Annotated in this window: 18 protein-coding genes, 1 tRNA gene and 2 pseudogenes; 12 read left to right on the top strand and 9 right to left on the bottom strand. The window is 73.2% G+C overall.

The genetic code is table 11. The annotated features are described in order from the left end of the window. Positions 1-2 precede the first annotated feature (2 nt). Together HNR08_RS02635 and HNR08_RS02630 are read left to right on the top strand one after the other, a co-directional pair. Positions 3-1,264, top strand: a protein-coding gene (locus HNR08_RS02635) for an IS3 family transposase (protein WP_183834765.1) whose coding sequence is annotated in 2 segments (ribosomal slippage) — positions 3-351 and positions 351-1,264 — 1,263 coding nt in all. Because the reading frame shifts where the segments join, the coding sequence is not laid out codon by codon here. A gap of 32 nt (positions 1,265-1,296) precedes the next feature. Next, positions 1,297-1,443 (top strand): annotated as a pseudogene (locus tag HNR08_RS02630) (DDE-type integrase/transposase/recombinase); the annotation flags it as partial. Between the two features lie 35 nt (positions 1,444-1,478). On the opposite strand, the gene HNR08_RS02625 reads toward HNR08_RS02630, so the two are convergent. Then, positions 1,479-2,740 (bottom strand): IS3 family transposase gene (locus tag HNR08_RS02625; RefSeq protein ID WP_183834765.1). Its coding sequence is split into 2 segments (ribosomal slippage): positions 1,479-2,392 and positions 2,392-2,740, totalling 1,263 coding nucleotides; the frame shifts between segments, so codons are not numbered across the junction. A gap of 69 nt (positions 2,741-2,809) precedes the next feature. On the opposite strand from HNR08_RS02625, the pseudogene HNR08_RS02620 reads away from it, so the two are divergent. After that, positions 2,810-3,202 (top strand): annotated as a pseudogene (locus tag HNR08_RS02620) (transposase); the annotation flags it as partial. A gap of 372 nt (positions 3,203-3,574) precedes the next feature. Here HNR08_RS02620 and HNR08_RS02615 read toward each other — a convergent pair. Then, a complete protein-coding gene (locus HNR08_RS02615) occupies positions 3,575-3,973 on the bottom strand; it encodes a heavy metal-responsive transcriptional regulator (protein WP_013884816.1) in 399 nt (132 codons plus the stop codon). Positions 3,974-4,054: 81 nt separating this feature from the next. Between HNR08_RS02615 and merA the strand changes: the two genes are divergently transcribed. From merA to HNR08_RS02595, 4 genes are all read left to right on the top strand, one after another. Then, positions 4,055-5,425 carry a mercury(II) reductase gene (gene merA / locus HNR08_RS02610; RefSeq protein WP_034228832.1) on the top strand — a complete coding sequence of 457 codons (1,371 nt, stop codon included), beginning with the start codon at positions 4,055-4,057 and terminating at the stop codon, positions 5,423-5,425. Between the two features lie 398 nt (positions 5,426-5,823). Beyond that, entirely contained in the window at positions 5,824-6,453 is a 630-nt protein-coding gene (locus HNR08_RS02605; protein WP_146840845.1) for a recombinase family protein, read from the top strand. A gap of 13 nt (positions 6,454-6,466) precedes the next feature. Next, positions 6,467-7,933, top strand: a complete 1,467-nt coding sequence (locus tag HNR08_RS02600) for a Mu transposase C-terminal domain-containing protein (RefSeq protein ID WP_146840844.1) — start codon at positions 6,467-6,469, stop codon at positions 7,931-7,933. Next, on the top strand, positions 7,920-8,834 hold the full coding sequence (locus tag HNR08_RS02595) for an AAA family ATPase (protein WP_146840843.1): 915 nt from the start codon (positions 7,920-7,922) through the stop codon (positions 8,832-8,834). Before HNR08_RS02600 ends, HNR08_RS02595 begins: the two co-directional genes overlap by 14 nt. Before the next feature lie 32 nt (positions 8,835-8,866). Here HNR08_RS02595 and HNR08_RS02590 read toward each other — a convergent pair whose 3' ends face one another. Continuing rightward, positions 8,867-9,409, bottom strand: coding sequence for an FAD-binding protein (locus HNR08_RS02590; protein WP_183834763.1), 543 nt, complete (start codon positions 9,407-9,409; stop codon positions 8,867-8,869). A gap of 259 nt (positions 9,410-9,668) precedes the next feature. Beyond that, complete coding sequence (locus HNR08_RS21225; RefSeq protein ID WP_146840446.1) at positions 9,669-10,256, bottom strand: TetR/AcrR family transcriptional regulator; 588 nt, start codon at positions 10,254-10,256, stop codon at positions 9,669-9,671. Between the two features lie 147 nt (positions 10,257-10,403). Between HNR08_RS21225 and HNR08_RS02580 the strand changes: the two genes are divergently transcribed. Continuing rightward, positions 10,404-11,156, top strand: a complete 753-nt coding sequence (locus HNR08_RS02580) for an SDR family NAD(P)-dependent oxidoreductase (RefSeq protein ID WP_146840445.1) — start codon at positions 10,404-10,406, stop codon at positions 11,154-11,156. A 1-nt stretch (position 11,157) separates the two neighbouring features. Here the strand turns inward: HNR08_RS02580 and HNR08_RS02575 are convergent, their stop codons facing one another. Then, positions 11,158-11,997, bottom strand: a complete 840-nt coding sequence (locus HNR08_RS02575; protein WP_146840444.1) for a CPBP family intramembrane glutamic endopeptidase — start codon at positions 11,995-11,997, stop codon at positions 11,158-11,160. A 137-nt stretch (positions 11,998-12,134) separates the two neighbouring features. On the opposite strand from HNR08_RS02575, the gene HNR08_RS02570 reads away from it, so the two are divergent. Then, positions 12,135-12,464 carry an MGMT family protein gene (locus HNR08_RS02570; RefSeq protein ID WP_246803185.1) on the top strand — a complete coding sequence of 110 codons (330 nt, stop codon included), beginning with the start codon at positions 12,135-12,137 and terminating at the stop codon, positions 12,462-12,464. Positions 12,465-12,489: 25 nt separating this feature from the next. On the opposite strand, the gene HNR08_RS02565 is transcribed toward HNR08_RS02570, so the two are convergent. From HNR08_RS02565 to HNR08_RS02550, 4 genes are all read right to left on the bottom strand, one after another. Further along, positions 12,490-13,731 (bottom strand): MFS transporter, encoded by a 1,242-nt coding sequence (locus HNR08_RS02565; protein WP_146840442.1) that lies wholly within the window; start codon positions 13,729-13,731, stop codon positions 12,490-12,492. Positions 13,732-13,828: 97 nt separating this feature from the next. Beyond that, the gene (locus tag HNR08_RS02560) at positions 13,829-14,365 is read right to left on the bottom strand and encodes a class I SAM-dependent methyltransferase (protein ID WP_371862409.1); all 537 of its coding nucleotides are present in this window, start codon (positions 14,363-14,365) and stop codon (positions 13,829-13,831) included. Positions 14,366-14,668: 303 nt separating this feature from the next. Then, positions 14,669-14,741, bottom strand: a tRNA-Arg gene (locus tag HNR08_RS02555). A 62-nt stretch (positions 14,742-14,803) separates the two neighbouring features. Then, on the bottom strand, positions 14,804-15,454 hold the full coding sequence (locus HNR08_RS02550; protein ID WP_146840441.1) for a FadR/GntR family transcriptional regulator: 651 nt from the start codon (positions 15,452-15,454) through the stop codon (positions 14,804-14,806). 106 nt (positions 15,455-15,560) lie between these two features. On the opposite strand from HNR08_RS02550, the gene HNR08_RS02545 reads away from it, so the two are divergent. The 3 genes from HNR08_RS02545 to lysA are packed head-to-tail and all read left to right on the top strand — an operon-like array spanning position 15,561 to position 19,938. Then, the gene (locus HNR08_RS02545; protein ID WP_146840440.1) at positions 15,561-16,829 is read left to right on the top strand and encodes a CynX/NimT family MFS transporter; all 1,269 of its coding nucleotides are present in this window, start codon (positions 15,561-15,563) and stop codon (positions 16,827-16,829) included. 59 nt (positions 16,830-16,888) lie between these two features. Continuing rightward, positions 16,889-18,571, top strand: a complete 1,683-nt coding sequence (gene argS, locus HNR08_RS02540) for an arginine--tRNA ligase (protein WP_146840439.1) — start codon at positions 16,889-16,891, stop codon at positions 18,569-18,571. Then, positions 18,568-19,938, top strand: a complete 1,371-nt coding sequence (gene lysA / locus HNR08_RS02535) for a diaminopimelate decarboxylase (RefSeq protein ID WP_146840438.1) — start codon at positions 18,568-18,570, stop codon at positions 19,936-19,938. Before argS ends, lysA begins: the two co-directional genes overlap by 4 nt. Positions 19,939-19,947 lie beyond the last annotated feature (9 nt).

Raw genomic sequence — 19,947 nt, 5'->3', positions numbered from 1 at the left:
TCATGGCCAGGAAGAGCTACTCCGAGGAGTTCCGTCGTCAGGCCGTCGACTTGTACGAGTCCACTCCGGGCGCCACGGTGCGCGGGATCGCCGCGGACCTGGGCATCGTGCGCGGCACGCTGCGCCACTGGCTCGAGGTCTACGGCACGGGCGCCAAGACGGCCGTCGACGGGTCGGCGACGCCCAGCCCGTTGCGGTCCAAGAGCGCTGCGGCGAGCTCGACGGCGCCTGTCGGCGAGTCGCCGCAGGAGCGGATCGCCCGGCTCGAGGCCCGGGTCCGCGAGCTCGAGGTCGAGACGACCAAGCTGTCCACCGAGCGGGCGATCTTGCAGCAGGCGGCGAAGTATTTCGCCGGGGAGACGCGCTGGTGAGTCGCTTCCAGTTCGTCGCCGACAACTCCGCCACCTACCCGGTGAAGCGACTGTGCGAGCTCGTGCAGGTCGAGCGCTCGTCCTACTACGCGTGGAAGGCTGGCGCGCCGGCGCGGGCCGAGCGCGCCGCGGCGGACGCTCGGCTCGAGGCACGGATCCGCAAGGTCCACGCCGCGGACAGCACGCTCGGCGCGCCGCGGGTCACGGCCGAGCTCAACGACGACGCGCCCGCCGGTGAGCAGGTCAACCACAAGCGCGTCGCCCGGGTGATGCGCGCGGCGGGTATCGCGGGCTACGTCAAGAAGCGTCGAGTGCGGACCACGATCCCCGAGCCGTCGGGCCGCAAGCACCCCGACCTGCTCAAGCGGGACTTCACCGCGCCGGCACCGAACCGGCGCTACGTCGGCGACATCACCTACCTGCCGATCGCCGACGGCACGAACCTCTACCTCGCCACGGTCATCGACTGCCACTCCCGCCGGCTCGTCGGGTGGGCAGTCGCCGACCACATGCGCACCGAGCTCGTCGAAGACGCGCTCAAGGCCGCCGCCGCGACCCGCGGCACCCTGGCCGGGGCGCTGTTCCACTCCGACCACGGGTCGGTCTACTGCTCGAAGGACTACGCCAGGGTCTGCGCGAGGCTCGGCGTGACCCAGTCGATGGGCGCCGTCGGGTCCTCGGCCGACAACGCGATGGCCGAGTCGTTCAACGCCACCCTCAAGCGCGAGGTCCTGCAAGACGACGCCTGCTGGCCCGACGAGCCAACCTGCCGCCGGCAGGTCTTCCGCTGGCTGACCCGCTACAACACCCGCCGCCGCCACTCCTGGTGCGGCTACCTGTCCCCGACCGCCTACGAGGCCCGCCGGGCCGCTACGCTGCCGATCGCCGCGTAATCACACCCCGTGTCCAAGAACCGGGGGTAGGGCCCGACCTGGTCAACCGCAAGTTCCACCGGGTTCGACCGAACGAGCTGTGGGTCACCGACATCACCGAGCACCCCACCCGCGAGGGCAAGCTCTACTGCTGCTGCGTGCTGGACGCCTTCAGCCGCAAGATCATCGGCTGGTCGATCGGGCCCTACCCCCGGTTCTTGGACACGGGGTGTGATTACGCGGCGATCGGCAGCGTAGCGGCCCGGCGGGCCTCGTAGGCGGTCGGGGACAGGTAGCCGCACCAGGAGTGGCGGCGGCGGGTGTTGTAGCGGGTCAGCCAGCGGAAGACCTGCCGGCGGCAGGTTGGCTCGTCGGGCCAGCAGGCGTCGTCTTGCAGGACCTCGCGCTTGAGGGTGGCGTTGAACGACTCGGCCATCGCGTTGTCGGCCGAGGACCCGACGGCGCCCATCGACTGGGTCACGCCGAGCCTCGCGCAGACCCTGGCGTAGTCCTTCGAGCAGTAGACCGACCCGTGGTCGGAGTGGAACAGCGCCCCGGCCAGGGTGCCGCGGGTCGCGGCGGCGGCCTTGAGCGCGTCTTCGACGAGCTCGGTGCGCATGTGGTCGGCGACTGCCCACCCGACGAGCCGGCGGGAGTGGCAGTCGATGACCGTGGCGAGGTAGAGGTTCGTGCCGTCGGCGATCGGCAGGTAGGTGATGTCGCCGACGTAGCGCCGGTTCGGTGCCGGCGCGGTGAAGTCCCGCTTGAGCAGGTCGGGGTGCTTGCGGCCCGACGGCTCGGGGATCGTGGTCCGCACTCGACGCTTCTTGACGTAGCCCGCGATACCCGCCGCGCGCATCACCCGGGCGACGCGCTTGTGGTTGACCTGCTCACCGGCGGGCGCGTCGTCGTTGAGCTCGGCCGTGACCCGCGGCGCGCCGAGCGTGCTGTCCGCGGCGTGGACCTTGCGGATCCGTGCCTCGAGCCGAGCGTCCGCCGCGGCGCGCTCGGCCCGCGCCGGCGCGCCAGCCTTCCACGCGTAGTAGGACGAGCGCTCGACCTGCACGAGCTCGCACAGTCGCTTCACCGGGTAGGTGGCGGAGTTGTCGGCGACGAACTGGAAGCGACTCACCAGCGCGTCTCCCCGGCGAAATACTTCGCCGCCTGCTGCAAGATCGCCCGCTCGGTGGACAGCTTGGTCGTCTCGACCTCGAGCTCGCGGACCCGGGCCTCGAGCCGGGCGATCCGCTCCTGCGGCGACTCGCCGACAGGCGCCGTCGAGCTCGCCGCAGCGCTCTTGGACCGCAACGGGCTGGGCGTCGCCGACCCGTCGACGGCCGTCTTGGCGCCCGTGCCGTAGACCTCGAGCCAGTGGCGCAGCGTGCCGCGCACGATGCCCAGGTCCGCGGCGATCCCGCGCACCGTGGCGCCCGGAGTGGACTCGTACAAGTCGACGGCCTGACGACGGAACTCCTCGGAGTAGCTCTTCCTGGCCATGAACTGGATCATCTCGCTTCCCCAGCGCGTTGCTGGATTCAGCGTGTCCAAGAACCGGGGTCAGGCCCCATCGACTCCACCCAGGACACCCGTCTGGTCATCAACGCCCTCGACATGGCGATCAGCAACCGCGACCCAGCCCCGGGAGGGATCGTGCACGCCGACCACGGGGCCCAGTTCACGTCGTGGGCGTTCGGCGACCGCATCCGCCGGGCCGGGCTCATGCCCTCGTTCGGGTCCGTCGGTGACGGTCTGGACAACGCGATGATGGAGTCGTTCTGGTCCTCGATGCAGATCGAGCTGCTCAACCGGCAACGCTGGAACACCCGAGTCGAGCTCGCGAACGCGATCTTCGAGTACATCGAGATCTTCCACAACCGTCGCCGCCGACACTCGAGCCTGGGCTACCTCAGCCCGATCGAGTTCGAGCTACGCTCCGAACTGCCACCCATCCCGGCCTGACCACCACACGCACCGTGGTAACCAAGCCGTAGGGCAGGTCACGCTGTCACCTACTCGTGCAGCAGACCCGATCGCATGCCCGTAAGGGGAACCCTCACCGGACACCACCGCTACTTATCGAGAGGAACGACGGCACGCCTGGCGGGCTGTCCCGTAAGACCCGTCCGGTGAACTGTCCGGTGAAGGGAGGCTATATGTGTGGCTTTCAGCGCTGGGTGGCGGGAATCTGTCGCCGCAATGTGGCGGTTGAGCTGGGCCCATGACATCGACGGGGGGCTACGGCCCAGAGGCAGCCATCGGCGGCGCCGTGATCATGTGTGCACCTTGCGGCTGACTGCGCTGCGGCGTTCGCGCGCAGGTACGGCGGATGCTTCAGGCGGTGGGGATGAGGTGACAGACCTGGGCGGGGGTGCACTGGTCAGGGTGCAGAGTCTTTGCCCGCGCGCTGAGCTGGCGCACCTGGGTTAACAGAGTCGTGAGCTCGGCGATCCGCCGCTCAAGATCGTGGGCGTGCTGTTCGAGCACTGCCGCGACGTGTGCGCACGGTGCGCCGGCGCTTTCGCGGGCAGAGACGACGTCGACGATCTCCGCCAGGGTCAGCCCGGCCGCCTGCGCGGCCTTCACGAACGCCAGCCGGTCGACCGCCCGGTGGTCGTACTCCCGGTAGCCCGACGCTTGGCGAGCCGGCGCTGGCAGCACGCCGGCGCTCTCGTAGTAGCGGATCGTCTTGGTCGTCACGCCGGCCGTGGCGGCCAGCTCTCCGATGCGCATGGTCAACCGTAGACCTTGACCTTCCCCCGCACTGGAACGTCTACCGTCCGATGACCTGTCCGCGCGCGCGAGGAGAATGCCATGGACGAGTACGACCTGATCGTCATCGGGACCGGCGGCGCTGCGATGGCCGCGGGCATCGAGGCACGGTCCCGCGGCAACAGCGTCTTGCTCGTCGAGCACGGGCCGCTAGGCGGGACCTGCCTGAACATCGGTTGCGTGCCCAGCAAGAACCTCCTCGCCGCCGCCGGGCAGCGCCACCGTGCGGCCACGCACCCCTTTGAAGGCATCTCCACCAGCGCGGGCCCGGTCGCCTTGGGCGCCCTGATGGAGCAGAAGCAGGCCTTGATCGACCGCCTGCGCCAAGCGAAGTACGCCGACGTCGCCGACGCCCACGGCTTCCCGATCCTGCAGGGCCACGCACGCTTCATCGACCAAGAGACACTGCAGGTCGACGGCCAGGCCCTGCGAGCACGGCACGGGTACGTCGTGGCCACCGGCGTGGCACCACACATCCCGGACCTCCCGGGGTTGGGTGACGTGGCGTACCTGACCTCCACCACCGCGATGGAGCAGCAGGACCTACCCGCATCCATGGTGGTGCTCGGCGCCGGGTATGTCGGGCTCGAGCAGGCCCAGCTGTGGGCGCACCTCGGTGTCGCCGTCACCATCGTCGGACGCTTCGCGCCCCACGCGGAGCCGGAGGTTGCAGACGTGTTGCTCGGCGTGTTTCAGGACGAGGGCATCACCGTGGTGCAGGAGCGCGCGACGGAGGTGCGGGCGACTCACGACGGCGTTGAGGTCCGGACCGGGAGCGAGAGGCGGCTGACGGGCCAGCGGTTGCTCGTGGCGACCGGGCGCTTCGCCGACACGTCCGACCTGGCTCTCAATGCAGCAGGTGTTGCTACTGACAGGCGCGGCTTCGTCGTCGTCGACGAGAACCAGCGGACCACCAACCCACGGGTCTTCGCGGCCGGGGACGTGTCCGGCGTCCCGCAGTACGTCTACGTCGCAGCCCAGACAGGACACGTCGCCGCAGCCGGCGCGCTCGGCCAGCCCTCAGCAGTGGACTATCGAGGGCTGCCCGGCGTCACCTTCACCACGCCCCAGATCGCCAGCGCGGGACTGACGGAGGACCAAGCTCTCGCCGCTGGGCACGCCTGCGAATGCCGCGTCCTAGGAGCGCAAGACATCCCGCGCGCCCTGGTCAACCAGGACACCCGCGGTGTCCTCAAGCTCGTCATCGACGCCGAGAGCCGCAAGATCCTCGGGGTGCACGCTGCCCTGGACGGCGCAGGCGAACTGATGCTCGCAGCGACCTACGCGATCAAGTTCGGCCTCACCGTGGACGACCTCGCCGACACTTGGGCCCCCTACCTAACGATGAGCGAAGCCCTGCGCATCGCCGCCGGCTTGTTCCGCTCAGCGCTGCCCACGAGCTGCTGCGCATAGGCACCCGAGCCGGCGCGTCACGGCTCGTGCGAGCCCGCGCCGACAGTGTCGCCCTTCAGCCTCAGGGCCACCCATAGGCCGCAAGGCCGACAGATGTACGACGCCCCGCCGTCCAACGCATGAAGAGCGCGGCGCGGCTTGCTGCGCCCGCAGCACGAGCACTCCCTCGAGTCCTGGCTCATCACGCGATGCTCCCACTCCCGCACCAGAAGACACAGGGCCAGGCTGGGTCAACGCGTCAGACAGAGTTGAGCCTGTCCCACTTCCTTGGAAGTGGGACGAGCGGTCCAAGACTTGTTCGAGCCGAGGCGGCACGGCTGACGCGCCGTGCCAGAAGTAGGTCCCGAAATCGCGTCCCGTTGGTTCCGTACAGAGACGACCTTCGGTACGTTGGGCCGGTGGAGTTGGGCTACGCACGCGTCTCGACGGCGAAGCAGGACCTTGACCGGCAGGTCGAGGCGCTCGTGGCGGCCGGCGTCGCACGGGACAAGATCTTTTTGGACAAGAAGTCCGGCGCGACCACCGACCGGCCGGGCCTCCGGGCGGTGTTGGAGTACGCCCGTGAGGGCGACGTCATCGTCGTGCACACCCTGGACCGCCTGGGGCGCACGGTGCGCGACACCCTCAACCTGATCCACGACCTCACCGACCGCGGCGTCGGGGTCCGCAACCTCGCGGACCCGATCAAGGTCGACTCCGCGAACCCCAGCGACCCGATGGGACAGCTCGCGGTCGTCCTGCTGGCCCTGTTCGCGCAGATGGAACGGACCTACACCGTCGAGCGCGCCGCCCACGCTCGAGCTGTTGCCACAGCCAAGGGCCGGCGGATTGGCCGACCCGTCCTGGTCGACGCTGACAAGCTCGCCTACGCCGCCCACCTGCGTGAGGCCGGCCACTCCATCGCGGAGATCGTCGCCAAGACGGGGATCGCCCGCACCAGCCTGTACCGCCACCTGCCGCCTCGGGCCGTCGAGCACCTCACCGCTGCGCCGGCGACCGAGCAGGCGGCAGCGGAGTCCGCGAGGTAGCAAGGAGACAGCGATGGTCTCGGCTCGGTTGACGGCCCAGCAGAAGGCCTTGCTGCTGTGCCAGCACCTCCAGGACGGAGTGCCGCTGACCCGCCTGGCTGAGCACGCTGGCATCCCGGAGCGCACGCTGCGCCGGTGGGCAACGACCTACCGGGCCGACGGGACCGTCGATTCACTGGAACGTCGACGGCGCAGCGACGCCGGCCAGCGCCGGCTGCCCGACGACCTCATCGCGGCCGTCGAGGCGTTGGCTCTACGCCGGCCCGCCCCGACGACCGCGTTCGTGCACCGCCGGATCGCTGACATGGCGCGCGACCGCGGGCTGGCTCCGCCGAGCTACTCCACGGTGCGCGACATCGTCACCAGCATCGACCCAGGTCTGCGCACCCTTGCGACGGGTGGCGACACCGCCTATCGGGATCGGTTCGAGCTGGTCTACCGGCGCTCGGCGGCCCGCCCGAACGAACAGTGGCAGGCCGACCACACGCTGCTCGACGTGCAGATCCTCGATGCCCACCGACGCCCGGCACGACCGTGGCTGACGGTAGTGCTGGACGACTACTCGCGTGCCGTCGCCGGCTACACGCTCTTCCTCGGCGCGCCGAGCGCCGAGCGGACGGCCCTCGCGCTGCACCAGGCCGTCATCGCGAAGGGCAACCCTGCCTGGCCGGTCCAAGGCCTACCCGACGTGCTCTACAGCGACCACGGCAGCGACTTCACCAGCAGCCGGCTCGAGCGGGTCTGCCTCGACACCCACGTCAGCCTGATCCACTCCCGGATCGGGGTCCCGCAAGGCCGCGGCAAGATCGAGCGCCTCTTCAGGACCATCACCACCGAGCTGCTGCCGCACCTGCCGGGGTACATCCCGCACGGCACCGGCGGGCAACCCACCACACCGCCGCAGCTCACCCTCGCCGAGCTCGACAGCGCAGTCGAGCGCTTCGTCGTCGAGGAGTATCACAGCCGGCCGCACTCCGAGACCCGGCAGCCGCCCGTGGTCCGCTGGCTCGCCGACGGTTGGATCCCTCGCAGCCCAGCCCACCCGGAGGACCTCGACACGCTCCTGCTCACGGCGGCTACCAGCCGCATCGTCCAACGTGACGGGATCCGCTTCTCCGGCACCCGGTACATCAGCCCGGTGCTCGCCGCCTACGTCGGAGAGAGCGTCACCATCCGCTACGACCCCCGCGACGCAGCCGAGGTCCGCGTCTACTACTGCGATAAGTACCTGTGCCGGGCGATCGCACCTGAGCTCGCCCGCGAAGCAGTCACGCTGGAGCAGCTGCAGGACGCTCGCGTCGCCAGACGGCGGGCGCTGAAGAAGGAGCTGCGCGAGCGTCGGAGTCTGGCCGACGCCTTGCCCGCGGATCACCACTACGCCGTGGTGCAGCCCGCGGGCTTGCCGGGCGTGGACGGGCAGCGTCCGCCGGCCGAGCCGCCCGTCCCTCGTCACAGGCTGCGGACCTATGCCAACGACTGAACCTGCCCCCGACCGGAGCATCCTCGGCAAGAACGACGACGGCCGGCGCTTCCTGACCAGAGGACTGGGTGAGCTTGTCCCGCCGGCGCCGCGTGAGGAGCAGGTCTCCTTCTTGGTCACGAAGGAGCACCGGCGGTTCGCAGAGTTCGCCGACACCGTGCGACGCCACCGCCACGTCGGGCTGTGCTGGGGGCCGCCCGGGGTTGGCAAGACCCTGTCTGCTCGCCACTACGCCGGCACGGATCACTGGGCGCGTTGGCAGCACACCCTCACCAGCGGCACCGATCCCGGTGCCGTGCCCGAACGCGTCCTGCAGGCGCGGACCGCGTTCTGGACGCCCACGGTCAACGCGAGCACCCGCGAAGTCGACCGGGCCTTGCCCCGCGCGTGCCAGGAGATCTCCTACGCCGTCGACTACCACCAGTACGGCAAGGTCGACCCCTTCGTGCACCCGGCCTCAGCGGGCTCTGCGCTCACCGAGCTGCTCATCATCGACGAAGCCGACCGGCTTAGAACCGCTGGGCTGGAGCAAGTCCGCGACTACTACGACCGACACCGCCTCGGCGTCATCCTGATCGGCATGCCCGGGATCGAGAAGCGCCTGGCCCGTTACCCCCAGCTCTACAGCAGGATCGGCTTCGCCCACGAGTACCGATCACTGGGGCCCGACGAGCTCACCGCCGTCCTCACCCGCCGCTGGCAATCAGATAAGCACCCGGACGAAGACGACTTGGCTCAGGCCGCCGCCATCACCACGGTCGCCCGCGTCACCGGCGGCAACTTCCGCCTCGTCGACCGACTCCTCACTCAGATTGAACGCATCCGCCAGATCAACCACCTCCCGACGGTGACACCGGAGGTCGTCGAAGCGGCCCGCGAGGCCCTCCTCTTCGGGCACTGAGCGAAGGTGCCCGGACACAGAGCACAGGTGATCTACGGCCACATATCCCTGTGGGCCACACGCTCGAGCTCCCACATGTCGTCGGTCTTGATCGGCAGCGGGACCGGGGCGCGGCAGGTGTGCCACCACGCGCCGATGCGCTTGGTGTCCACGGGCTTCGCCTCGACGGCGCGGCCGATCTTCCCGCCGGGGAGCTCCGGGTAGTAGTCGGGGTAGTCGGTGGCGCGGGTGAACACCATGCCGTGCCGCTCCGCCGTCGTGACGAAGTCGGCGACGCCGTCGACGAACGCCTCCTTGCGGGCCCGGTCCGACGCCCGGCCGACCTCGCCGACGCAGGCCTCGAGGTAGGTCAGGGCCTCCTCGCGGGAGTCGCCGACGCCGTCGCGGCGCATGAGCGGGTTGTCGGGCAGCCACAGGCCGCCGCCGGACATGGCCGTGCTGCCGCCCCACTTGTCGGTGCTCTCCAGCATCAGCACGCTCAGGCCGGCGTCGACGGCGCCGAGGGCGGTCGCGAAGCCCGCGCCCCCCGTGCCGACCACGACGACGTCGTAGCTGTGGTCGAAGACCTCGGGCATGTGTCCTCCTCGCGCGATCCGGACACCGGTGTCCGGTTGCCGCCCAGCATGCGCCAGCGGGCCGGGGAAGGCAACGGCCGGCGCCCGACCCGCCCGTCCCGCTCGGGCCGCCCGCGCCCGGCCGCCGGGCCCGCGAGATCGGTCGGTCCGCCCGAGATCGGTCGCCGTATCGACCGATCTCGGCGCGGACGACCGATCTCGGTGCGAGGGTCCCGGGGGTGAGTGGCCCCGGGGCGGGGCGCGCGGGTCTCGCCCCGCGTCAGGACGGGAGGACCAGGCCGGGCTCGGGCAGGTCGTCCGGGGGTCCGAGCAGGAGGCCGTGCAGGGCGACCGCCAGGGCGCGGCGGACGCTGGCGCGGGCGCGCGCCGGGTCCTCGACCGCGAGCACGCCCTCGACCATGGCGAACACCAGCCGCACGTCGTCCACCGTCACGCCCTCGCGGACCCGGCCCCGGCGGTGCGCCTCCGCGAGGGCGACCTCCAGCAGCGCGGTCGCACGGCGCTCGACCTCGGCGACGCCGGGCGTCGTGCCGTGCGCGGCGCGGACGGCCGTGAACAGCCCGGGGGCGTCGGCCTGCAGCGCGGCGATCTCCACCACCAGGTGCTCCAGCAGCCGGTCGGGGGGCAGCCCGGCGGCGTACGCCTCGAGGGCGTCCACCCGCACCGCGTACACCGCGGCGATCAGGGCGGCGCGGTCGGGGAAGTGCCGGTAGAGCGTGCCGCGCCCGACGCCGGCGCGCTCGGCGACCCGGTCGAGCGGGACCGCCGCGCCGTGCTCGCGGAACACCGCCTCGGCCGCGGCGACGATCCTCGCCCGGTTGCGCACCACGTCCCGCCGCTCACCCACCCGGCCGAGGGTAGGGGACGCCGGCGGCCCTGGTGCGCCGGCCGGCGCGGGTCTACTGTCCGGAAACGGACACCGACGTCCTCTTCCGGGGCTCGGGCCGCCGCGGGCCGCTCACGAGGCGGCGCCGCCCGAGCGAGGAGGACCCCCGTGACCGACACCCCGCACCGCTTCGCCGACCGCACCGTCGTCGTCACCGGCGCCGGCTCCGGCATCGGCCGCGCGACCGCCGTCCGGCTGCACGCCGAGGGCGCCACCGTCGTCGCCACCGACGTGGTGGCGGACCGGTTGGCGGACCTCGCCGCGGCGCTCGGCGGGGACCGGCTGCGCGTCGTGGCCGGCGACGTCGCGGACGCCGGCACGATCGATCGGGTGGTCGCCGCCGCGGACGGCCGGCTCGACGGCCTGGCGAACGTCGCCGGGATCATGGACGGCTTCCTGCCCGCGGGCGAGGTGGACGACGACACCTGGGACCGGGTGATCCGGGTGAACCTCACCGCGCCGCTCCGGCTGGTGCGGGCGACGCTGCCGCTGCTGCTCGACGGCGGCGGGGCGGTCGTGAACGTCGCATCGGAGGCGGCGTTCCGCGGGTCGGCGGCCGGCGCCGCGTACACGGCGTCCAAGCACGGCGTCGTCGGCCTGACCAAGAACATCGCGTTCATGTACGGGCCGCAGGGCGTGCGGGCGAACGTCGTCGCGCCGGGTCCGGTCGCCACGAACATCGGCGGGCAGATGCGCTCCGGGCTGGCCGCCGAGCGGGTCGGCCCGGTGATGCAGACCGCCGGGCTCGTCGTCGCGCAGCCGGAGTCGCTGGCCGCCGCGATCGTCTGGCTGCTCAGCGACGAGTCCGCGAACGTCAACGGCGCGGTGCTGCCGAGCGACGGCGGCTGGTCGGTGGTCTGACTCAGCGGGGGTCGGTGACGAACACGTCCAGCAGCTCCGGGTGGTGCGCGTGCACCAGGACGCCGAACACCACGAGGTCGAACAGCAGGTGCACCGCCACGACGTAGGTCAGCGACGTGCTGCGGGCGAAGATCCAGCCCTGCACCAGCGCGAACGGGATCGTCAGCAGCGGCCCCCACTCGCGGTAGCCGAGCTCCCAGAGGAAGGACACGAACACCACGGCCTGCAGCACGTTCGCCGTCCACACGCCGAGGTGCGCCCGCAGCAGGGCGAACACCGTGCAGATGAAGAACAGCTCGTCCCAGATGCCGACGGCGTTCACCCCGACGAACAGCCGCGCGATCTCCTGCGGACCCGTGACCTCCGGCCAGTTCCGGTAGGCGCCCGACCCGATGAAGTAGAACGGCAGGATCAGGTACCCCGCGACGACCACCACCGCGAGGTAGACGAGCTGCGCGCGGGTCCACCGCCGGCCGGTCCGCACCGGGAACACGATGGTCCGCTGCCCGAACGCGTGGCGGGACAGCGCCCAGGGCACCAGGACGGCGAGGGACAGCGCGACGGTGAACCGCGCCATGCCCGCGTCGGACAGGTCCGCCTCGAGGGAGATGGTCGAGATGATCGCCATCCCGGTCGCGATCAGCGCGAGGTCCCGGCCGAGGCCGCGGTCCACCGCGAGGCCGAGCGCCACCCCGGCGACGAGCGGCAGGTAGCCGAGCGGACGCACGTGCACCGCGAACAGCAGCACGGCCGAGCCGCACACGAGCGCGGCGGCGAGCAGGCGGGCGGGGGAGCCGATCGCCCACGGGGCGCGGGCGGCCGGGGCGGCCGTCGTCGTCATGCCCGCACGCTGCCACGGCGGGCAGTCGGCGGCGACCGGGGATGCCGGCGGGGATGTCGGTGGCCGGCGGTACGGTCGGGCGGCAGCCGCGTCCGGGGCGAGGAACGGCGACGACCCCGCGACCCCTGGAGCGACCCGTGGACGACGAGTACACCCGCACGACCGTGGCCCTGGTGGCCGGCATCCCGCCCGGCCGCGTGCTGACCTACGGCCGGGTGGCGGCCGAGGTGGCCGAGCGGCTCGCCGCCGACGGCGGGGCGCCGCGCGGCGGCCCGCGGCAGGCGGCGCACGTGCTGCGGGTGCACGGTCCGTCCCTGCCGTGGTGGCGGGTCGTGTCGGTGGAGGGCCGGGTGGCGTGCCGCGACCCCGAGGCGGCCCGGGCGGCCCTGCGGGCGGAGGGCGTGCCGTTCGCGGCGGACGGCGAGCGCGTCGCCGTCGCGGACGCCCTGTGGCAGCCCGGCGGCTGAGCCCGCCCCGCGCGCCGGCCCCCGCTCAGGCGGCGACGGGCTCCGGAACCCCCGCGGTCCGGAACCGCAGCACGGTCGCGCTGAACACCAGCGGCACCACCGCGCACAGCAGCAGCGCCGGCCGCAGCCCGCTGCCGCCGTCGGCGGGCAGCAGGTCGGCCAGCGGGGCGAGCGGCCCGTCCGACGCGGCCGCGAGCAGCCCGGCGGTCCACGGCCCGAACGTGCCGCCCGCGTCACCCGCGAGCGCCAGCAGCGCGAACATCGCGGCGCCGCCGAGCGGGAACCGCGCCGCCGTCAGCGAGAACGTGCCCGGCCACAGCAGGCTGACCGACAGCCCGCACAGCGCGCACGCCAGCAGGCTCACGGCCGGGGTGCTCGCCGTCGCCGCGACGACGTAGCAGACCGCGGCGGCCGCGCTGGAGGCCACCAGCACCGCGCGCAGCGACACCCGGTGCCCCCACAGCCCGTACGTGAACCGCCCGAGCCCCATGAGCAGGGCGAACAGCCCCGGACCCAGCAGGTCGCCGACCTCCTTGCCGGCGCCCGCCCCCTGCTCGGCGAAGAACGACGACCACTGCGACATGGTCAGCTCCGCCGCGCCGCCGGTCATCATCAGCACGAGCGCCGCCAGGAACAGCGGCGTGCCGAGCAGCGAGCCCACCGAGGTCCGGTCCTCCTCGGCCACGGTCGGCGGCATCGGCACCCGCAGCAGCGCGACGAGGTTCACCAGCGGGACCACGGCCCACAGCACCGGCAGCACCGGCCACAGGTCCGTGCCCAGCACCGCGAGCAGCACGGTCGTCCCGGCTACCACCGCGACCTGTCCCCAGCAGTAGAACGAGTGCAGCAGCGCCATCCCCGCGGCCTTGTGCTCCTGCGGCGACGGCAGGTGCTCGACCACCGGGCTGACCAGCACCTCCAGCAACCCGCCGCCCACGCCGTAGACCACGACCGCCGCGCACAGCCCGAGGAACGGGTCCGGCGTGGCACCCGGCAGCACCGCCAGCAGCACCAGGCCGAGCGCCGCGAGCACGTGCGCCAGCACCAGAGGGCGGCGGTACCCGATCCGGTCGACCACCTTCATCGCCGCGAGGTCCGTGAGCAGCTGCACGCCGAAGTTCAGCGCGGCCAGCCCGCCGAGCTGCGCCACCGGGATGTCGAACCGCGTGTGGAACACGATGAACAGCAGCGGGGCCAGGTTGTTGACGATCGCCTGCACCACGTACGCGACGTAGCTGGCGCGCCGGGTGGCGGCGTAGGCGGGCACGGGCGGGTCCTCCGGGGTGGTGCGTGCGGGGCGGGCGGGATGTGCGCGCTCACATCCTGCCGGGTCGCGCGGGCCCCGGGGCGTCCGCCGCGCGGCGTCAGCGCGCCGTCGCGAGCAGTGCGGCCTGCGGTCGCCGCTCCCGTCCCTCCGCCGCGCGCTCGACCCGCGCCCGGACGTCGAACCCGCCGGCCACCAGCAGCGCCGCCAGGCGGCCGGGATCGTGCCGGTGCACCGCGAGCGTGACGTCCGTGCCGTAGGCGCCGGCGACCTCGTCGCGCTCGCCGTGCCCCGCCTGGAACGCCGCGAGCAGCGGCGCCCCCGGGCGAGCGACCCGGCGCAGCTCGGCGACCACCGCCGCCAGCCCGGCCGGCGCCGTGTGGATCACGGAGTACCAGGCGAGCACGCCGCCCGCGCACGCGTCCGGCAGCGGCAGCGCGTCGGCCGCCGCGACCAGGAACGGCAGGCCGGGGTGCGCCCGCCGCGCGGCGGCGACCATGCCGGGGGACAGGTCGGCGCCCAGCACGTCGACGCCACTCGCCGCCAGGTGCGCGGCGACGCGGCCGGTGCCGCAGCCCACGTCGAGCAGCGGGCCGCCGGGGCCGTCGGACCACCGGGCGGCGAGCTCGTCGAGCAGGGCACGTCGAGCCGGGACTCCGCGCGCAGGTCCGGGAGCAGGGCGGCGTACCGGTCGGCGACGGCGTCGTAGCCGGCGCGGGTGCGCGCCTGGTCCTGCGGGATCACGTCGGGCACCCTACGCCGGCGGCGACCGTCAGGCGGCCGCCGGCGAGGCCCGCCGGCTCGTGCGGCGAGGCGCTCGCTGTCCCCGTCGCCGCGGGCGGCGGAGCCGACCAGGTGTCCGGTGCGCGGTCGCGGCTCGGCGCCACGCCGGGGCGGCGAAGGCCCGGCCGCTCGATGAGCTGCCGGGCCTCGCGGTGCGTGCCCTCGATAGGATTCGAACCTACGACCTTCTGCTCCGGAGGCAGACGCTCTATCCACTGAGCTACGAGGGCGCTGCGCCGGCCGTGACGACCGGGCGGTGCACGAGACTACCAGGCCCGCGGCGCGTCGCCGGTCAGTCCTCGCCCAGCAGCCCCGACAGGTAGGTGGCGGTCTCCTCGACCGCGCGGGCGTCGTCCCCGGCGGCGATCGCGTCCACGAGCCCGTCGTGGTTGTCGCCGTCCTGCAGGTGCGCGAAGTTGAACCGGATGTTGTCGGTGACGGCGTCGATGAGGTTCTCGTACAGCGACAGCAGCACCGGGTTCCGGGCCGCGCGGGCGATGGCGCGGTGCAGGGCGAGGTCGGCGGCGACCATCCGGTCGAGCTGGCCGGAGCGGTAGGCCTCGGCGCGCTCGTCGCGCAGCGTCGTGATCGCCGCGACGTCCGCGGTGGTGCGGCGGCGGGCGGCGAGCCGGGCGGCCTCGACCTCGAGGCTGCGGCGGACCTCGATGACGTCGCGCTGCCGGGCGTCGGCGATCTGCCGCCCCATGCTGACGGCGAGCTCGGAGGTGGACAGCACGTAGGTGCCGGAGCCCTGCCGCCGCTCGACCAGGCCGGCGTGCACGAGGGACTGCACGGCCTCCCGGACGGTGTTCCGGCCGACGCCCAGCAGCTCGACGAGCGCGGGCTCGGGCGGGATGCGGGTGCCGACCGGCCAGTCGCCGGACGTGATCCGGGCCCGGAGCTGGGCCACCGTCGCGTCGATGAGGCCGGTGCGTCGCGTCATGCGGAGTAGTCTCCCTGGTCAGTTGTGCCGCGATTCAACACGAACCGGGCACCCGTCCGCCAGCGCCCACCGCCGCGCGCCTCACCAGTCGCCCGAACGAGGTCGCATGCCGTCTTCCCCCGTGCCCGCGGGCACCGTCGCCCCGTGGCGGGGCCGCCGCGTCGTCCTGCTCGGCGTGGTGCTGGTCGCCCTGAACCTGCGGATCGCGGTCGCGTCCGTGTCGCCGATCCTCGACCTGGTGCGCGCGGACGTGGCGCTGTCCGCCACGGAGGCCGGGCTGCTCGGGACCATCCCCGTCGTGTCGTTCGCGGTGTTCGGGTCGCTGACGCCGGTGCTCGCGCGCCGGATGGGGCTGGAGCCGCTGCTCGTGCTCGCGATGCTGCTGTCGGCGCTCGGCGAGGTCGTGCGGTCCGGCACCTCGACGTCGGTGGGCTTCCTCGGCTGGTCGGTGATCGCGCTGGCCGGCATGGGCATGGGCAACGTGCTGCTGCCGCCGGTGGTGAAGCGGTACTTCCCGGACCGGATCGGCGTGGTGACGTCGATCTACTCGGTGACGATGACGTTCAGCACGGCGCTGCCCGCGCTGCTGGCGGTGCCGGTCGCGGAGCGGCTGGGCTGGCGGACGTCCCTGTCCATCTGGGCCGTCGTCGGCGTGCTCGCCGCGCTGCCGTGGCTGGTGATCATCGCGCGCTCCGCCGCCGCCCGCGCGGAGCTGTCGGGACTGCTGCGGCGCGCGCCCGCCACGACGCCCGCGCTGACGTCGCGGCACCGCTCCGGCGGGCGGGTCTGGCGCAGCCCGCTCGCGTGGGGCATGGCCGTGACCTTCGCGATGAACTCGCTCGACTCGTACGCGATGTTCGCGTGGCTGCCGCAGATCCTCATCGACGGCGGGACGTCCCCGCACGCGGCGGGCGTGTGGCTGTCGGTGTTCGCGATCCTCGGCCTGCCGCCCGCCCTGATCGCGCCCATCGCGGCGTCCCGGATGAAGAACCCCATCGGCCTCGTCGTGTTCTTCGTCGCGTGCTTCGCGGCGTCGTACATCGGGCTGCTGGTGTCGCCCGAGGGACCGGTGTGGCTCTGGATCCTGCTCGGCGGCCTCGGCCCGGGCGCGTTCCCGGTGCTGCTGGCGCTGATCAACCTGCGCACCCGCACGTCCGCCGGGGCCGCGTCGCTGTCGGGCTTCACCCAGGGCGTCGGGTACGCGATCGCCGGCACGGGTCCGCTGCTGATCGGCGTGCTGTACGAGGCGACCGGCACCTGGACCGTCGCGCTGCTGTTCCTGCTCGGCACGCTCGTGGTGCTGGTCGGGGCGGCGACGGTGGCCTGCCGGCCGGTGATGCTGGAGGACACGTGGGGTCCGCGCGCCGCGCGGTGAGCGTCCCGGGCTGTGGATGACCGGTCGGGGGCGGTCCGGGGCGTCGCTACGCTTGTCCGGTGACCCCCGCTGAGCTCTCCGAGTCCCTGCGCGCCGCCCTCGCGGGCGCCGTCGCCGACGGGACCTTCGCCCTCGACGCCGCCGACCTCCCCGCCACCGTGCACGTGGAGCGACCCCGGCAGCGCGAGCACGGCGACTGGGCGACCAACGTGGCGCTGCAGCTCGCGAAGAAGGCGGGCACCAACCCCCGCGCGTTCGCCGAGGAGCTCGCGCGCCGGCTCGCCGACGCCCCGGGGGTCGCGAAGGTCGACGTCGCCGGTCCCGGGTTCCTCAACATCACCCTCGACGCCGCCGCGGCGGGCGAGCTCGCCCGTGCGATCGTCGAGGCCGGGCCCGCCTACGGGCGCGGGACGTCGCTGACCGGCGAGCGGATCGACCTCGAGTTCGTGTCCGCCAACCCCACCGGCCCGCTGCACATCGGCGGCGTCCGCTGGGCCGCCGTCGGCGACAGCCTGGCGCGGGTGCTGGAGGCGTCCGGCGCCGACGTGACCCGCGAGTACTACTTCAACGACCACGGCGCGCAGATCGACCGGTTCGCCCGCTCGCTGCTCGCCCGCGCCAAGGGCGAGCCCGCCCCCGAGGACGGCTACGGCGGCGAGTACATCACCGAGATCGCCGACCAGGTGATCGCGGACGCGGTCGCCGCGGGGGAGCCCGACCCGCGCACCCTCCCGGACGCCGAGGCGCAGGAGGTGTTCCGCTCCCGCGGCGTCGAGCTGATGTTCGCCGAGGTGAAGCGCTCGCTGCACGAGTTCGGCGTCGACTTCGACGTGTACTTCCACGAGGACTCGCTGCACGAGAACGGGGCCGTCGACCGCGCGGTCGCCCGGCTGCGCGAGCTCGGCCACATCTACGAGGCCGACGGCGCGACGTGGCTGCGCACCACCGAGTTCGGCGACGACAAGGACCGCGTCATCATCAAGTCCGACGGGGAGGCCGCGTACATCGCGGGCGACCTGGCGTACTACCTGGACAAGCGCGAGCGCGGCTTCGACCGGGCGATCATGATGCTCGGCGCCGACCACCACGGGTACATCGGCCGCATGATGGCGATGTGCGCCGCGTTCGGCGACACCCCCGGCGTCAACCTCGAGATCCTCATCGGCCAGCTCGTCAACCTGGTCAAGGACGGGCAGCCGGTCCGGATGAGCAAGCGGGCCGGCACGGTCGTGTCCATCGGGGACCTGGTCGAGGCCGTCGGCGTCGACGCCGCGCGCTACTCGCTGGCCCGGTCGTCCGTGGACTCCTCGATCGACCTCGACCTGGACCTGCTCAGCAAGGCCACGAACGAGAACCCCGTCTACTACGTGCAGTACGCGCACTCGCGGACCGCCGGCATCGCGCGGAACGCCGCCGAGGCGGGCGTGCGCCGCGAGGACGGCTTCGACGCCGCGCTGCTGGACCACGAGTCGGAGTCGGTGCTGCTCGGCCGCCTCGCGGAGCTGCCGCGCGTCGTCGCCCAGGCCGCCGAGCTGCGCGAGCCGCACCGCGTCGCCCGGTACCTGGAGGAGGTCGCCGGCGCGTACCACAAGTGGTACGACCAGCAGCGCCGGGTGCTGCCGTTCGGCGACGAGGAGGTGTCCGACGCGCACCGCACCCGCCTGTGGCTGAACGACGCCACCCGCCAGGTGCTGGCGAACGGCCTGGGCCTGCTCGGGGTGAGCGCGCCGGAGCGGATGTGACCGCCGGCCCGCTCGGCCTGCCCTGGTCCGCGACGGCGACCCGCGGGGCGGACGGCGCGGTCGCGGTGGGCGGCGTCGACCTGCGGGCGCTGGCCGCCGAGCAGGGCACGCCCGCGTACGTGCTGGACGAGGCGTCGTTCCGCGCCCGGGCGCGCGTGCTGCGGACGGCGTTCGAGCGGGCCTTCGCGCCGCTCGGTGCCGGGGTGGACGTGTACTACGCCGGCAAGGCGTTCCTGTCGGTCGCCGTCGCCCGGTGGGCGCACCAGGAGGGTCTGCGGGTCGACACGTCCACCGGCGGCGAGCTCGCCGTGGCGCTGCGCGCGGGCGTGCCCGGCGCGGACATCGGCCTGCACGGCAACAACAAGTCGGACGCGGAGATCGCGCGCGCCCTGGACGCCGGCGTCGGGCGGATCATCGTCGACTCGCTCGGCGAGCTCGACCGGATCGCCGCCGCCGTGCGCGCCCGCGGTGCCGGCGCCCCGGCCGCGCCCGTGATGGTGCGGGTCACCACCGGCGTGCACGCGGGCGGCCACGAGTACATCTCGACGGCGCACGAGGACCAGAAGTTCGGCCTGTCCGTCGCCCCCGGCCCGGACGGCACGAGCCCCGCCATGACCGCCCTGGAGCGGGTCGTCGCCGCGCCCGAGCTGCGGCTGCTCGGCATCCACTCGCACATCGGCTCGCAGATCCTCGACCCCGAGGGCTTCGCCGTCGCCGCCGGCGCGGTGCTGCGGCTGCGCGCCGACCTCGCCGCGCGGACCGGGTACCTCGCGCCGGAGGTCGACCTCGGCGGCGGCTTCGGCATCGCCTACCTGCCCGGCGAGGTCCCGCTCGACCCCGAGCGGATCGCCAAGGACCTCGCGACGACCGTGGACGCCACGTGCGCCGAGCTCGGCACCGCGGTCCCGCGGCTGTCCTTCGAGCCCGGCCGGGCGATCGTCGGGCCCACCACCCTGACGCTGTACACGGTGGGCACGGTCAAGCCCGTCCGGCTGGACGACGGCCGGGTGCGGCTCTACGTCTCCGTGGACGGCGGGATGAGCGACAACATCCGCCCCGCGCTGTACGGCGCGCACTACCACGCGGCCGTCGTCTCCCGGACCGGCGCGGAGGAGACCGTGCTCGCGCGCGTCGTGGGCAAGCACTGCGAGAGCGGCGACATCGTCGTGCACGAGGTCCAGCTCCCGGCCGACGTCGCGCCGGGCGACCTGCTCGCCGTCGCGGCCACCGGGGCGTACGGCCGGTCGATGGCCTCCAACTACAACCACGTCCCGCGGCCGCCGGTCGTGGCGGTGCTCGACGGGGCGACGCGCGTGCTCGTCCGGCGGGAGACCGAGGAGGACCTGCTGGCCCTCGACCTGGGGTGAACGCCGCTG

Source organism: Cellulomonas hominis (assembly GCF_014201095.1).
GTDB lineage: Bacteria > Actinomycetota > Actinomycetes > Actinomycetales > Cellulomonadaceae > Cellulomonas > Cellulomonas hominis.
This window is presented reverse-complemented; position numbering and strand designations above follow the sequence as displayed.